The 13,095-nt window shown below is 65.5% G+C and carries 12 protein-coding genes; 3 read left to right on the top strand and 9 right to left on the bottom strand.

Annotation, left to right across the window (positions count from 1 at the left end; translation table 11 throughout):
• Window positions 1–87: 87 nt before the first annotated feature.
• Both U8330_RS13550 and U8330_RS13555 read left to right on the top strand, forming a co-directional pair.
• Window positions 88–1,245 carry a PA0069 family radical SAM protein gene (locus U8330_RS13550; protein ID WP_323105792.1) on the top strand — a complete coding sequence of 386 codons (1,158 nt, stop codon included), beginning with the start codon at window positions 88–90 and terminating at the stop codon, window positions 1,243–1,245.
• A 159-nt stretch (window positions 1,246–1,404) separates the two neighbouring features.
• A complete protein-coding gene (locus tag U8330_RS13555; RefSeq protein WP_323105793.1) occupies window positions 1,405–2,115 on the top strand; it encodes a ribonuclease HII in 711 nt (236 codons plus the stop codon).
• 298 nt (window positions 2,116–2,413) lie between these two features.
• Here U8330_RS13555 and U8330_RS13560 read toward each other — a convergent pair whose 3' ends face one another.
• The 9 genes from U8330_RS13560 to U8330_RS13600 form a co-directional block, all read right to left on the bottom strand.
• Window positions 2,414–2,905: a F0F1 ATP synthase subunit B gene (locus U8330_RS13560; protein WP_416236857.1), complete on the bottom strand. Its 492-nt coding sequence runs from the start codon at window positions 2,903–2,905 to the stop codon at window positions 2,414–2,416.
• 18 nt (window positions 2,906–2,923) lie between these two features.
• Complete coding sequence (locus U8330_RS13565; protein WP_416236858.1) at window positions 2,924–3,646, bottom strand: F0F1 ATP synthase subunit B; 723 nt, start codon at window positions 3,644–3,646, stop codon at window positions 2,924–2,926.
• 171 nt (window positions 3,647–3,817) lie between these two features.
• Window positions 3,818–4,045 (bottom strand): F0F1 ATP synthase subunit C, encoded by a 228-nt coding sequence (locus U8330_RS13570; protein WP_323105795.1) that lies wholly within the window; start codon window positions 4,043–4,045, stop codon window positions 3,818–3,820.
• Between the two features lie 80 nt (window positions 4,046–4,125).
• Window positions 4,126–4,890, bottom strand: coding sequence for a F0F1 ATP synthase subunit A (locus U8330_RS13575; RefSeq protein ID WP_323105796.1), 765 nt, complete (start codon window positions 4,888–4,890; stop codon window positions 4,126–4,128).
• A 128-nt stretch (window positions 4,891–5,018) separates the two neighbouring features.
• Window positions 5,019–5,384, bottom strand: a complete 366-nt coding sequence (locus U8330_RS13580) for an AtpZ/AtpI family protein (RefSeq protein WP_323105797.1) — start codon at window positions 5,382–5,384, stop codon at window positions 5,019–5,021.
• Between the two features lie 289 nt (window positions 5,385–5,673).
• The gene (locus U8330_RS13585) at window positions 5,674–6,825 is read right to left on the bottom strand and encodes a cell wall hydrolase (protein WP_416236920.1); all 1,152 of its coding nucleotides are present in this window, start codon (window positions 6,823–6,825) and stop codon (window positions 5,674–5,676) included.
• A 245-nt stretch (window positions 6,826–7,070) separates the two neighbouring features.
• Window positions 7,071–8,972 (bottom strand): potassium transporter Kup, encoded by a 1,902-nt coding sequence (locus tag U8330_RS13590; RefSeq protein ID WP_323105798.1) that lies wholly within the window; start codon window positions 8,970–8,972, stop codon window positions 7,071–7,073.
• 38 nt (window positions 8,973–9,010) lie between these two features.
• Window positions 9,011–9,988, bottom strand: coding sequence for a magnesium transporter CorA family protein (locus U8330_RS13595; RefSeq protein WP_323105799.1), 978 nt, complete (start codon window positions 9,986–9,988; stop codon window positions 9,011–9,013).
• Between the two features lie 318 nt (window positions 9,989–10,306).
• Window positions 10,307–11,470 (bottom strand): Mrp/NBP35 family ATP-binding protein, encoded by a 1,164-nt coding sequence (locus U8330_RS13600; RefSeq protein ID WP_323105800.1) that lies wholly within the window; start codon window positions 11,468–11,470, stop codon window positions 10,307–10,309.
• 501 nt (window positions 11,471–11,971) lie between these two features.
• Between U8330_RS13600 and U8330_RS13605 the strand changes: the two genes are divergently transcribed.
• Complete coding sequence (locus U8330_RS13605) at window positions 11,972–13,063, top strand: helix-turn-helix transcriptional regulator (protein WP_323105801.1); 1,092 nt, start codon at window positions 11,972–11,974, stop codon at window positions 13,061–13,063.
• Window positions 13,064–13,095 lie beyond the last annotated feature (32 nt).

Genomic DNA, 13,095 nt, shown 5'->3' on the forward strand with positions numbered 1-13,095 from the left:
CATCGCGGTATCACTGCGCTATCGGGACCGGGGAGGCCGACTCGTGCTGCATCGCGCGTCTCCCCGTTGCCCCAGCCGGAGTATCCCATGACCGATCTGTCTCATGTCAGGCAGGGCGCCTTTGCGCCCGGCAACGGGGCCGACATGGCCGAAGCGATGCTGGCCGAGAGCGGCCTGCGCATCGAGAGCGAGCGTCGGCGCGGGCGCGGTGCGGCGCTGAACACGGCAGGCCGCTTCGAGCCGGTGAGCCGCACGATCGAGGATGACGGCTGGCACTCGCTCGAGGATCTGCCGCCCTTCAAGACCGAGGTGCAGATCGAGAAGCCACGCAGCGTCATCACCCGCAACGATTCGCCGGATCTCAATTTCGACCGGTCGGTGAACCCGTATCGTGGCTGCGAGCATGGCTGCATCTATTGCTTCGCGCGGCCGAGCCACGCCTATGTCGGGCTGTCCGCCGGGCTCGATTTCGAGACCAAGCTCTTTGCCAAGCCGGATGCCGCACGGCTCTTGGAGCGCGAGCTGGCAAAGCCGGGATACAAGGTGAAGCCGCTGGCGCTCGGCACCAACACCGACCCCTACCAGCCGATCGAGAAGGAATGGCGGATCACCCGCCAGATCATCGAGGTGCTGAAGGCGGCCGATCATCCGGTGATGATCGTCACCAAATCGGCCCTGGTTACGCGGGATATCGATCTTCTGGCGCCGATGGCCGAAAAGGGCCTGGTGCGCGTGGCGCTCTCGGTCACCACGCTCGACCGCAAGCTGGCCCGCGCCATGGAGCCGCGCTGCTCGACGCCGCCGAAGCGGCTGGAGGCGATCCGGGCGCTGTCCGACGCCGGCATCCCGACCAGCATCCTGATGTCGCCGATCATTCCGGCGCTCAACGACCATGAGATCGAACGCGTGCTGGACAGCGGCAAGGCAGCCGGTGCCGCGGAGGCCAGCTATGTGCTGCTGCGCCTGCCGCTGGAGGTGAGCCCGCTGTTTCGCGACTGGTTGCTGCGCCATTATCCGGATCGCTACCGCCACGTCATGTCGCTGGTTCGCTCCATGCGCGGCGGCAAGGATTACGACGCCGAGTTCGGCAAGCGGATGAAGGGGACCGGCCCCTACGCATGGCAGATCGGCCGCCGCTTCGATCTCGCAGCCAAGCGGCTGGAGCTCAACACCACGCGCCGTACCCTCAACAGCGATCTTTTCACGCCACCGCTCGGCGCCGGCGTGCAGCTCGCGCTATTTTAGAGCCTCCTGTAATCCGGTTGTCCGCTGGCAGCGTAGACAGGGTGAAGCAACGACATTTGTGGCCTGTCCTCCTCGTGGACCGGCCACATTTCCCCCCGGCGCCGCCGCCATGGCAAGGGGGGCTTGAAGGGAATCGGGAGACTGTGCTCCTCTGTGCCCATGGCGCGACGCACATCTCCCGATTCTCCTTCACTGTTTGCGGCAGCAAAGGCCGTGCTGCCCGTCACTGACGGACCCGACTTTTCGCTGGAGGATGCTGCCTTGCGTGAAGGGCTCTGGCCGGTGGCCGGGACCGACGAGGCGGGCCGAGGCCCCCTGGCTGGCCCGGTCGTTGCAGCGGCCGTGATCCTTGATCCCACCCGCATCCCTGGGGGGCTGAACGACAGCAAGCAGCTAACGGCAGCGCGTCGCGAGGCGCTGTTTGCCGAGATCCTTTCCAGCAGCATCGTCTCCATCGCCTCCTCGGCGGCTGGACGGATCGACGAGACCGACATCCGCAAGGCAAGCCTCGATGCCATGCGCCGCGCCGTGCTCGGCCTTCATCGCCGCCCTGCCCTTGTGATTGCCGATGGGCGCGATGTGCCGCCCGGACTGCCATGCCTCGGCCGCGCCGTCGTCAAGGGTGATGCGCGTTCGCTCTCCATCGCCGCCGCCTCGATCGTCGCCAAGGTTGCCCGCGACCGGATGATGGCCCGCGCCGACACGCGCTTCCCCTCCTATGGCTTCGCCGTTCACGCGGGCTACGCCACACTGCGCCACCGCTCCGCCATCACGCTCCACGGCCCCTGCCCCCTCCACCGCATGACCTTCCGGCCGCTAAGAAGCGAGGGCGAAGAGGGTCTTGAGCCGGACTTGCTGGCGGGGGAGTAGAGCGCCGTTCCTGCGGGTGAAATGGGAGGCAAGTCCCTCTCTGGCCTGCCGGCCATCTCCTCCACAAGGGGGTAGAGACCCAAAGGCGAGCGCTCACTCCGCCGTGACGTCTTCAACGCGTAGGCTTTCAGCGCCAGGGCCATCGTGATGGGCGGGACGATTTCCCACGGTCTCTCCCCCCTTGTGGAGGAGATGGCCGGCAGGCCAGAGGGGGTTTTTCCGACGTTTCTCGTCGTGCAAACGAAGAAGGCCGGCGCAGAGGCCGGCCTTTGAACGTGATGGAGGAAAAACCGCAGCTTCAGTTGAGGCGGGTCTTCACTTCGCTGATCGACTTGGCGAACAGCGCCTGCTGGCTCTGGCCATCGGCACGAGCGGCGATGACGCGTTCGGCAGCCGAGATGGCGATGTCGACGGCGGTGGCGCGCACGGCGTTGATGGCGTCGGTTTCGGCCTGGCGGATCTTCTGCTCGGAAAGCTGGGTGCGGCGGGCGACGAATTCGTCGGTCTTCTGCTTGGCTTCCGCGGTCAGGGCTGCGGCCTCGCGCTGGGCGGCGGCCACGATGTTGGCGGCTTCCGCTTCGGCATCCTTACGCTTCTTCTGGTACTCGGCGAGCAGGGCCTGGGCTTCTTCGCGCAGACGCTTGGCCTCATCCAGGTCGTTGCGGATGCGGGCAGCGCGCTCGTCGAGCGACTTGCCCATCATGCCCGGCACCTTGAGATAGGCAATCAGCACGAGGAAGAGGACGAGGCCGACGGTGGCCCAGACTGTTGCCTGTGAGGTCAAATCCATGGGTCTGCTCCTTCGTCCTTAGTTCGCTTGCGCCTTGACGGCCGAGGCGATCTCGGCGCGCGGCACGTCCGAGCCGGTCAGCTGCTCGACCACCGCGGCGGCCGTCTCCTCGGCAATGGCGTCGACATCGGCGAGCGCGGCCGACTTGATCTCGGCGATGCGGCCTTCCGCAGCCTGGATCTTGGCATTCAGCTCGGCCTCGATGGCGGCACGGTCGGCAGCGGCCTTGGCCTTGGCGGCGTCGCGGGCGCTGGCGGCGATCGCGTTGCCCTTGGCGCGGGCTTCGGCCAGATCCTTCTCATAGGCTGCCACGGCCGCATCGGCCTGGTCCTTGGAGCGGGCGGCATCGTCAAGATCGCGGGCAATCGTGCTTTTGCGCGTCTCGAGGATCCCGCCGATGCGCGGCAGGATGACCTTGGAGAGCAGGAGGTAGAAAACGCCGAAGGACAGGACCAGCCACAGCAGCTGCGAGGCGAAGGTCGTCTGGTCGAAGGGCGGGAAAACGCCGGATCCGTGTCCGCCTTCATGGGCGACGCCGGTTTCGGTGTGGACCTCGCCAGGCTCGGCATGGGGTGCGGCCCCCTCGGGCGCTGCCGTCATGGGTGCAGCCTCGGGTGCGGCGGCGCCCGGAGCGGCGGCGTCCGGCGCGGCTGCCCCGGGGGCAACGGCGTTCGGGGCGGCGGCGTCAGGCGCTGCGCCTTCGGGCGTCGATGTCTGGGCGTAGGCCGCCGTCACGAACATGCTCATCTCCAGGTGCAGTCAAAATCGTCATCTGCGTCTCCCCCGGGGTCATAATAGCCGCGGCAGGCGATGCAGGAGAAAAGAGAAAGGCAGCCGGCCTCGGGCGCTTTAGCGCGGCGGCTGCGAAAAGGACCGCGCGACCGATGAGGGCCGCGCGGTCCGATGCCGGTCTTAGACCGCGAACAGCAGAAGGAGGGCAACGAGCAGCGAGAAGATGCCCAGTGCTTCCGTTACGGCGAAGCCGAATACGAGGCGGCCGAACTGGCTGTCAGCAGCCGAAGGGTTGCGCAGGGCGCCCGACAGAAAGCTGCCGAAGATGTTGCCGAGGCCGAGGGCCGTGCCTGCCATGCCGAGGCATGCGAGACCTGCGCCGATGTACTTTGCTGCTTCCGCTTCCATGGTGATGCTCCTTGAGTAGAAGGGTTGTTGCGGCTTTTCTTGACAATCGCGGCAGGTGCCGGACTGCGCGTGACTATTCCTCAGTGGCCGCCCGGGTGGACCGCGTCGTTCAGGTACATGCAGGTCAGCACCGCGAAGACGTAGGCCTGCAGGAAGGCGACGAGGAATTCGAGACCCGTGAGCGCCACGGTCATGATGAGGGGCAGGATGGCGCCGCCGATGCCCAGCGCACCGAGCGCGCTCAGCGAGGCGACGAAGCCTGCGAACACCTTCAGCGTGATGTGGCCGGCCAGCATGTTGGCGAAGAGACGGACAGACAGGCTGATGGGGCGCGAGAGGAAGGAGATGATCTCGATCGCGACAACCAGCGGCAGCAGCACGCCGGGAACGCCCGAGGGAACGAACACGGACAGGAAGTGGAAGCCGTGCTTGTAGAAACCATAGACCAGCACGGTGCCGATGACGAACAGCGCTAAGGCGAAGGTGACGATGATCTGGCTGGTGATGGTGAAGAAGTAGGGCACCATGCCGAGCAGGTTCGCCGTCAGGATGAACATGAACAGCGAGAAGACCATCGGGAAGAACTTCATGCCGTGGCTGCCGGCGCCTTCGCGCAGCATGGAGGCGATGAATTCGTAGGACAGTTCCGACACCGACTGCAGGCGGCCCGGAATGACGGCGCGGCGCGAGGTGGTGAGATAGAGGAAGCCGGATGCGAGCAGCACCGTGGCGACCATGAACAGCGATGCATTGGTGAAGGACAGGTCCAGACCACCGATTTCGATCGGAACGATCTTGTTGACCAGGAACTGGTGGGTCGGATCTACCTTGTCAGCCGTTGCCACGTTTCTCTCTCTTCGCTCTGTCCCGCCCGCCGGCGGCCATTTGGTCTCCCCAGGTCCCGGCACACGAGAACGCGCGCGCAGATCCTGAGGATCGATCTTGTCCGGTGCGCGGCCCTGCGGCCGTCACCTCAAAGGCGGTCGCCCTCGTCTCGTCCGCTCCGCCCCGTCCGATCGGCCGGATGCGGCGCAGCCACCATGCCCGCCGAACGAAGCACGTTCAGCACGCCGGCGCAGAAACCGAGGAGGAGAAGCACGATCATCCCCCAGGGCGCTGTACCGGCAAAGTGGTCCAGAAGATAGCCCAGAAGCGCACCGACGATGATGGCCGCCACGAACTCGCTCGAGAGCTTGATCGCCACCTGGTAACCCTTGCGGGTCTCCACCGCCCTCGCCTCGTCGGCCGCCTCCTTCGCGTCGCTGCCGCGGCGGGCCGCGAGTTCGCTGTCGAGGCGCTTGCGCCGCTCTTCCAGACCTTCGTTCCGGTCGTCCGCCATGTGGCCCGTCCTCCGCCCCGGCTGCATCCCTGCCGACCCTACGGTCATTCTGGATGCAAGGCCACACAAAGGCCAGATTTCAAGCCACTCTCGGCCCCTTTGAAGTCGGCCGCACCATAGTTTCCGGGTTCCCGCTAGTCAAGGCGCGGAAGGCGGTGGACTGTTGACAATATTCGTGATCGAAAACAAGGCCTTGTCGGCCATCTGAGCGAGCCCTGCGGAATCCGCATGGCCCGGGCCGGCGCTTTTCGGCCCGCGCCTTGCTGCGCAGGCCTTCTGGCGCGACAGGTCAGCTCCAGCCGCCGCCATAGGTGCGGTAGAAGATGTGCTTGCCGATCTGCGTCAGCCGCTTCATCGTCGGACCCCAGTCCGGGCGCACATAGGTGGCGTGGTAATGCGTGGCCGAGCCGACTTCCGGAAGCCATATCTTACCCGCAGTCACCGCCAGCGCGATCTCCTGCGCGGTCTTCCAATGGGCTGGAGACCAGACGATGTCGGGGATCCGGTCGCAGGCGAAGGAGAACTGGCAGCGGTTGTAGAGCTGCTTGTTCTGGTAGACCACGCCACAGATGGTGGCCGGATAGGCCGGATTGCGCACGCGGTTGAGGATGACCTGGGCGACCGCTGCCTGTCCCTTGGCCGATTCGCCGCGTGATTCGAAATAGATGCCGGCCGTCAGGCATTTCTGCTCGGCCGCGGAGAAAACCTCCGCAGGCAGCGGATTGGCGGCCCAGGCATGGTCCTCCGGCGCGATCTCCGGAATGAAGCGGCCGGTGGCGTGATCAGGCGCCAGAATGGAATCGAACGGCGATTCGCGCGCATAGTCCGGCGCGCTCGGCGCATAGGCGGTCGCCAAAACATCGGCGCTGGGATTGGTCACGAGCCGCGCCACCATGGGCGAGAGCGACGGATCGGCCTTCGGTGGCGCAATCTTGTAGAACGCGGTGGCGATCTCGATTTCGCGGCCCTTGATCTTGGCGCGGGCGAAGACCATCGGCTCGCCGCCTTCCAGCACCGGGCGCGTCAGCGCGCTGGTGCGCTGCAGGATGGAGCCGGCGGAGAAATCCTTCGGCGGGGTCACGGGCGAAACGGCAACGATTCGGCCTTTCTTGTCCCGGCGGTTGACGCGGTCCTCGTCCGGCGAGCCATCGCCCGCCTTGTCGGCCGCGGCGAGCGAGACGCGCTCGCCATCCGGCAGCGTCACCCCTGCCCCATCGTTCAGAGCCGCCGTGGTGATCGGATCGTTGAAGACGACTTCCACATCATGCACCGAGCCGGCGGGCGAACGCGTCATGTGCATGCGCCAGCGTTCGCCGCCGCGATTGATGCCGGACAGAAAAGTGGCGAGATCCGCATGGGCGCCGACGGAGGGGAAGCCCGTGAAGATGAGGGCAGCCAGAACAACCGGCCCCGTGAAGCGGGAGACGATGCCCCCGCGCAGACTCTTGTGACGCTGACCCAACCGACGCACTCCACGCGAACAGACGCAGCATCGCCCGCACGCGGCCACGCATGCGCGCAGCGCGAGGATGATTCCTGCCGATTTCCATGAAGACGGTTGGTGACACCAAACACACGACCGGCCCGCCTCGACCTGTCAGGCGACAATGAAGCATTAACCTTGATGCTTGGTTAATGCCGACGATCACTCTTGGCGGGTCCGCCCGGGAATCGCCGGCGAGAGCCTCAGATGATCACATGCGAGCCGAGTTCGACCACGCGGTTGGTGGGCAGGCGGAAGTAGTCGGAGGGGTCGGTGGCGGCGTTGGCGAGCGCGATGAACAGGCGGTCCTGCCATTGCGGCATGCCGGAACGGGCGTCCGGCACCAGCTTGCGCCGGCCGAGATAGAAGGAGGTCGACATGATGTCGAACTTCAGCCCGGTCTTGCGGAACAGGCCGAGCGCCTGCGAGACGTTCTGCGATTCCATATAGCCGAAGCGCATTTCGAGCAGGCTGAAGCGCTCCGACAGGCTGGAGGCGCTGACGCGGAAGTCCTTGGCGACAAAGGGCGTGTTGACGGTGCGGATCGTCAGGATGAAATTCTGCGCATGCAGCACGTGATTGTGCTTGATGTTGTGCAGGAGCGCCGCCGGGGTCGAATCCGGGTCGCTGGTCAGGAACACCGCGGTGCCGGGCACCGAGACCGGCGCATGCGCGCTCTTGCGCTCCACCGATTTGACGAAGGCGGCGAGCGGGATATCGGTGTGGCGGGTCTTGTCATGCAGGATGCGCGTACCGCGCCGCCAGGTCCACATGACCAGCATGAAGCTCGCCGCGATCAGGACCGGCACATAGCCGCCATCATGGATCTTCAGCATGTTGGCGCTGAAGAACACGGTTTCGAGGAGCGCCAGCGGCAGGATGACGGCGAGCGCCAGCAGAAAGGGCCAGCGCCAGCGCATGCGCACGAAACGATAGGCGAGGATGGTATCGACCAGCATGGCGCCGGTGACCGAGATGCCATAGGCGGTGGCAAGCGATTCCGAGGAGCCGAAGATGAAGACCAGCGCCATGACGCCGAACATCAGCACGACATTGACGTTCGGCAGGTAGATCTGCCCCGTATGGGTCTCGGAGGTGTGCAGGATCGCCATGCGCGGCAGATAGCCGAGGTTGATCGCCTGGCGCGTCAGCGAGAAGGCCCCGGTGATGACGGCCTGGGCGGCGATGATCGTGGCGCAGGTGGCGAGGATCACGACCGGCAGCAGCGCCCAGTCCGGGAACATCAGATAGAACGGATCGGACATGGCTTCCGGGTGTTTCAGCACCAGCGCGCCCTGGCCGAGATAGTTGAGCGTCAGCGCCGGGAAGACCAGACAGATCCAGGCCCACTGGATCGGCCGGCGGCCGAAATGGCCGAGGTCGGCATAAAGCGCCTCGGCTCCGGTCACCGTCAGGAACACCGCACCCAGCACCACGAAGCCGGTAAAGCCCGCCTGCAGCAGGAAGCGCACGGCATGGACCGGATTGAAGGCGGAAAGGATCGCCAGATCATCCTGGATGTGGGTAAGGCCGGCGACGCCGAGCACCAGGAACCAGGCGAGCATGATCGGCCCGAAGAATTTCGAGACCGCTTCGGTGCCGCGCGACTGGACGGCAAAGAGCGCCAGCAGGATGACGACCGAGATCGGCACGACATAATCGCTGAATTGCGGCGCCACCAGCTTGAGGCCCTCGACCGCCGAGAGCACCGAGAGCGCCGGCGCGATGATCGCATCGCCCATGAACAGGGCCGCGCCGGCAATGCCCATGACGAAGAGCCAGCCGGTGCGGCCGGTGGAGAACTTCATCAGCAGCGCCAGGAGCGACAGCGTGCCGCCTTCGCCATTGTTGTCGGCGCGCAGCAGGAAGAGCACGTATTTCAGCGTGACGATGATGGTCAGCGTCCAGATCATCAGCGAGACGAGGCCGATGATTTCGCCCCGCGTCACGCCATCGGCGGCGACCGGGCGCAGCGCCTCGCGGAACGCATAAAGCGGGCTCGTGCCGATATCGCCATAGACGACGCCGATCGAGCCGAGCGAGAGCATGAGCAAGCCGCCCAGTCCGCGCTTTTCCTGCGATGCCTTTTCGTGCCTGTGGCCCATGGTCCTGTTTCCGGCTTCGACGCGTCTTCAAACCGCGCCTAGAGCCAGCCTTTCCAGCGGAAGAAATAGAAGGGGATCACGGCCGAGATCACCATGGCGATCAGCGCCATGGGATAGCCGTAGGTCCATTGCAGTTCGGGCATGTGTGCGAAATTCATGCCATAGAGCGAGGCGACCAGCGTCGGCGGCAGGAAGACGACCGAGGCGATCGAGAAGATCTTGATGATGGCATTCTGCTCGACGCCGATCAGCCCGAGCGAGGCGTCGAGGAGGAAGGTGATGTTGTTGGCGATAAAGGAGGCATGTTCGGACAGCGACTGCACGTCGAGCGTCACCGTCCGGCAGAGGTCGCGCGCCTCCTTTTCCTCCTGGAGAAGCGGGGTCGCATAGACATAGGTGAGCAGGCGGGCCATCGAAGCCAGGCTGTCGCGCGTCTTGGCCACCAGCCGGTGGTAGGAGGCGACATCGAGCAGCTTGGCCTCCAGATAATGAGGCGGCCGCCGCTTTCCAACCCTGCGCTCCACGAAGACCTGCATGGACAGGTCGTCGAGCTTGGCCACGGCCTGTTCGAGGATCTCGGCCGTGCGGTCGACCACGGTTTCGAACAGCCGCATGGCCAGCATGGTGCCGTTGCGGCAGCCGCCGGGAATGCGGTGCAGGGCGGCGCGGAACAGATCGAAGGATTTCGGCTCGTCGTAGCGCACGGTGATCAGCTTGCCGCGCGCCAGCACGAAGGCGATGTCGGTCAGCACGGGATGGCCGCTTTCGGCCCGGCAGACGAGCGATGCGGTCATGAAAACGGCATCCTCGGTCGAATAGAGCCGGCTCGACGGCTCGATGTCCTTCAGGTCTTCCCGCGTCGGAATCTCGATGCCCAGAAAGCGCTCGATCAGATGGTCCTCGGCCTTGTCCGGCCGCAAAAGGTCGATCCAGACGATGTCGTCGGGAAGGCTGTCGGGCGTCATATCGCCTTCGACGACCATGGCTTCGCCGCGCGCGTCATAAACGGTAATCATCGGCGCGGCCTCACAAGCACACGGCAGAAGCGGCAGCCCAGGCGGGCACGACGCCGGCAGGCGACAGACAGTCAGGGATGGTCACGATCACCATGGAGCAGGACCCGGGTTTGAGCCATCGGCCAGCTCCGCCCTTTCGGGCCTCGCGCATGGTCGGCATCGCACCCGGCAGGGCCGGTCGCGACGCGGCTGCCATATGGCCTATGAGCGTCGCGAAATCAATGGCGCCCGCCCCGTTTCGCCCTGATTTTGCCACAGGTCTTAAGGTCAGGCACGGCCATTCGCCGCAAGACGTGGCGAAATGACGAGCGCCGAGCCCTATTCGAAGGTGATCTTCGGCGGCTGGCGGGCGCCTTCGCCGCGCCCTGCCCCCACCTGCTCCCAGACCTTGCGGGCGATCTCGCGATAGATTTCGGCGACGGGGCCCTCGGGCTCCAGCGCGGTCAGCGGCGTGCCGGCATCGGAGGTCTCGCGGATCTCCATCGTCAGCGGTACTTCCCCGAGGAACGGCACGCCGATACGGTCTGCCTCCGCACGGGCGCCGCCATGGCCGAAGATGTCGTAGCGCTTGCCCGTATCCGGGGCGATGAAATAGCTCATGTTCTCGACGATGCCGAGAACCGGCACCTCGACCTTGCGGAACATGGCAAGCCCCTTGCGGGCATCGATGAGGGCGAGATCCTGGGGGGTTGACACAATGACGGCGCCGGAAAGCGGCACCTGCTGCGCCATGGTCAGCTGCGCGTCGCCGGTGCCCGGCGGCATGTCGACCACCAGGACGTCGAGCTCGCCCCAGGCGACCTCGCGCAGCATCTGCAGGAGCGCCGACTGGATCATCGGTCCGCGCCAGATCATCGCCACCTCTTCGTCGACCAGAAAGCCCATGGACATGACCTTGAGGCCATAATTCTCCATGGGCCGGATCATCTTGCCGTCGATCTGTTGCGGGCGGCCGGAGATCTTCAGGAGGCGCGGCATGGAGGGCCCGTAGATATCCGCATCCAGAATGCCGACGCGCAGGCCGTTGGCCGCGAGACCCAGCGCAAGATTGGCCGATGTGGTGGACTTGCCGACCCCGCCCTTGCCGGAGGCAACAGCGATGATGGCGCCGACGCCGGGGATGCCGGCCTTTGCCGGGCCGGCCGGGCGCTGGCCGGCGGCCGGCGGATGTGCATGGCCGTGGGCGGGTGCAGCGGCCGAGGGTCGCGGCGGCGGCGGTGTGCTGCCGGCCTTCCGATCGGCGGTCAGCGCCACCATGGCGCCCTTGACGCCCGGCATCTCCTTCACGACACGCTCGGCCGCCGCGCGCAACGGCTCCAGGTCCTTGGCCCGATCGGCGGGCACGGTGATGGAGAAATAGACCTTGGAATCGGAGATGAAGACGTCGGAGACCATCTTGAGGTCGACGATATTGCCGGTCATGTCCGGCCCGCGCACCGTTTTCAGCGCATCCATCACCGCCGCCTGCGTCACATCCGCCATGATCAACCCTTTTTTTGATACGCCTTCAGTCTCCCCGCCGTAGATAAGCGAGCGAACGCCCTTCGCCAATCCGCCAATTGCGGTTTCGGCACGAAGAGTGCGGAGCGCGCAGAGACCGTCCACGCCGCATCGGGCAGCCGTGGCCGGGGAACTGCGAGATGGCTGAGTGACAACCAGACATGGAGAGGCCGCTCCCGCCCCGGGTGTCCGTTCATCCGGGATCACCACGAGGCGGAAAGCGGCCTGTCTTCGCGACCTTCTGGGGGCGCAGTCTTGTTTTATCAGTCCCCTCTGGACCTGTTTGTCCTCATGCAGGAAGCGTGCCAGACTGTTCGAACCCTTTAATTATGGGTTTTCGCGAGCGAAGAGCGGTGCGGCTCGTCGTATGCTCCCGCTTTTTTGTCAGTCTGCCTAAAATTTTCGCTGCGCTCTGCCGAATGCCAGTCCGGCTTGACCCGCGACCGATCGCGACTACACTTCTTACGCGAGATCTGGTGAGCGATGACAACAGGTGTTCTGCTCGAGGACAGGATTTACGAAGCGGCGTTTCTGCCAGACCTCTGGCCCGCCGTGCTTGATGCCTTGGCGCGGCTGATCGGAGCCGAAGGCGCCCTGCTTGCCGATCTCACCACCGATGGAAAAACCTCGATCGCCTCTCAAGGCGTCGCCACCCTGTACGAGGACTACTTCCGCGAAGGCTGGGGGTTCGACAATGGTCGGACGAAGGCGCTGATGACGATCCGCCATGCCGGTTTCATCAGCGATGCCGCGCATTTGAGCCTGGAGTGGATGTTGGAGGAACCCGTTTATCGCGATTTCCTCTGGAGACGCGACTTCGGCTACGCCGCAGGCACGGTCATTCCCATGCCGAGCGGCGAGATCATCGCCGTCTCGGTCGACCGCAAGCGCAGCCTTGGACCGGTGGCGGCTCATGAGCTCGACCGGCTGGATCAGATGCGCCCGCATCTCGCCCGCGCCGCGCTGGTCGCCAGTCGCCTGCAGTTCTCCCGCATCGAGGCGGCGGTGCAGGCGCTGGGCGTTGCGCAACTGCCGGCAGCCATGCTGCGGGCGGATGGGCGGGTGCTGCTCTGCAACAGCCTGTTCGGGCATCTGGAACCGCAGCTGGCGATCGGCGCGCAGGATCGACTGCTCTTCTCTCAGCCTGGCGCGCAGAAAATCTTCGACCGGCTGGTCGCCGAGGCGCGGGCGCAGCCAGGGCAGGTCCGCTCCTTTCCCGTCTCGGCCGGCGATCGTCTTCCGCCGGCAGTTCTGCATCTCGTGCCGATCCGGGGGGCAGCGCGCGATCTGTTCTTCCAGGCGCGGTTCCTGCTTCTGGCAACCCCGGTCGGGCGGTCCGGCGCGCCCGCAGATGATGTAATCCAGGGCCTGTTCGACCTTACCCCCGGCGAAGCGCGGGTGGCGGGACTGATTGCGAAGGGAAGCACGGTCAAGGGCGCAGCGGCCACGCTCGATCTCAGCGTCGAGACGATCCGCACCTATGTGAAGTCGTTCCTCGGCAAGGCCGGCATGCACCGCCAGTCGGAATTCGTGGCGGCCATGCGCTCCGTCCGCCGGATCGACGACGACGCGTGACGCAGCGTGGCAGGGCAAGGAGCGGCACCGGC

Origin of the sequence: Rhizobium sp. CC-YZS058 (assembly GCF_034720595.1) — a bacterium.
GTDB lineage: Bacteria > Pseudomonadota > Alphaproteobacteria > Rhizobiales > Rhizobiaceae > Ferranicluibacter.

What these genes read in the sequence shown, in the direction of transcription:
- U8330_RS13550 (WP_323105792.1), top strand. Translation starts at nt 88, where the DNA reads ATGACCGATCTGTCTCATGTCAGGCAGGGCGCCTTTGCGCCCGGCAAC.
- U8330_RS13555 (WP_323105793.1), top strand. Translation starts at nt 1,405, where the DNA reads ATGGCGCGACGCACATCTCCCGATTCTCCTTCACTGTTTGCGGCAGCA.
- U8330_RS13560 (WP_416236857.1), bottom strand. Translation starts at nt 2,905, where the DNA reads ATGGATTTGACCTCACAGGCAACAGTCTGGGCCACCGTCGGCCTCGTC.
- U8330_RS13565 (WP_416236858.1), bottom strand. Translation starts at nt 3,646, where the DNA reads ATGTTCGTGACGGCGGCCTACGCCCAGACATCGACGCCCGAAGGCGCA.
- U8330_RS13570 (WP_323105795.1), bottom strand. Translation starts at nt 4,045, where the DNA reads ATGGAAGCGGAAGCAGCAAAGTACATCGGCGCAGGTCTCGCATGCCTC.
- U8330_RS13580 (WP_323105797.1), bottom strand. Translation starts at nt 5,384, where the DNA reads ATGGCGGACGACCGGAACGAAGGTCTGGAAGAGCGGCGCAAGCGCCTC.
- U8330_RS13590 (WP_323105798.1), bottom strand. Translation starts at nt 8,972, where the DNA reads ATGGGCCACAGGCACGAAAAGGCATCGCAGGAAAAGCGCGGACTGGGC.
- U8330_RS13595 (WP_323105799.1), bottom strand. Translation starts at nt 9,988, where the DNA reads ATGATTACCGTTTATGACGCGCGCGGCGAAGCCATGGTCGTCGAAGGC.
- U8330_RS13600 (WP_323105800.1), bottom strand. Translation starts at nt 11,470, where the DNA reads ATGGCGGATGTGACGCAGGCGGCGGTGATGGATGCGCTGAAAACGGTG.
- U8330_RS13605 (WP_323105801.1), top strand. Translation starts at nt 11,972, where the DNA reads ATGACAACAGGTGTTCTGCTCGAGGACAGGATTTACGAAGCGGCGTTT.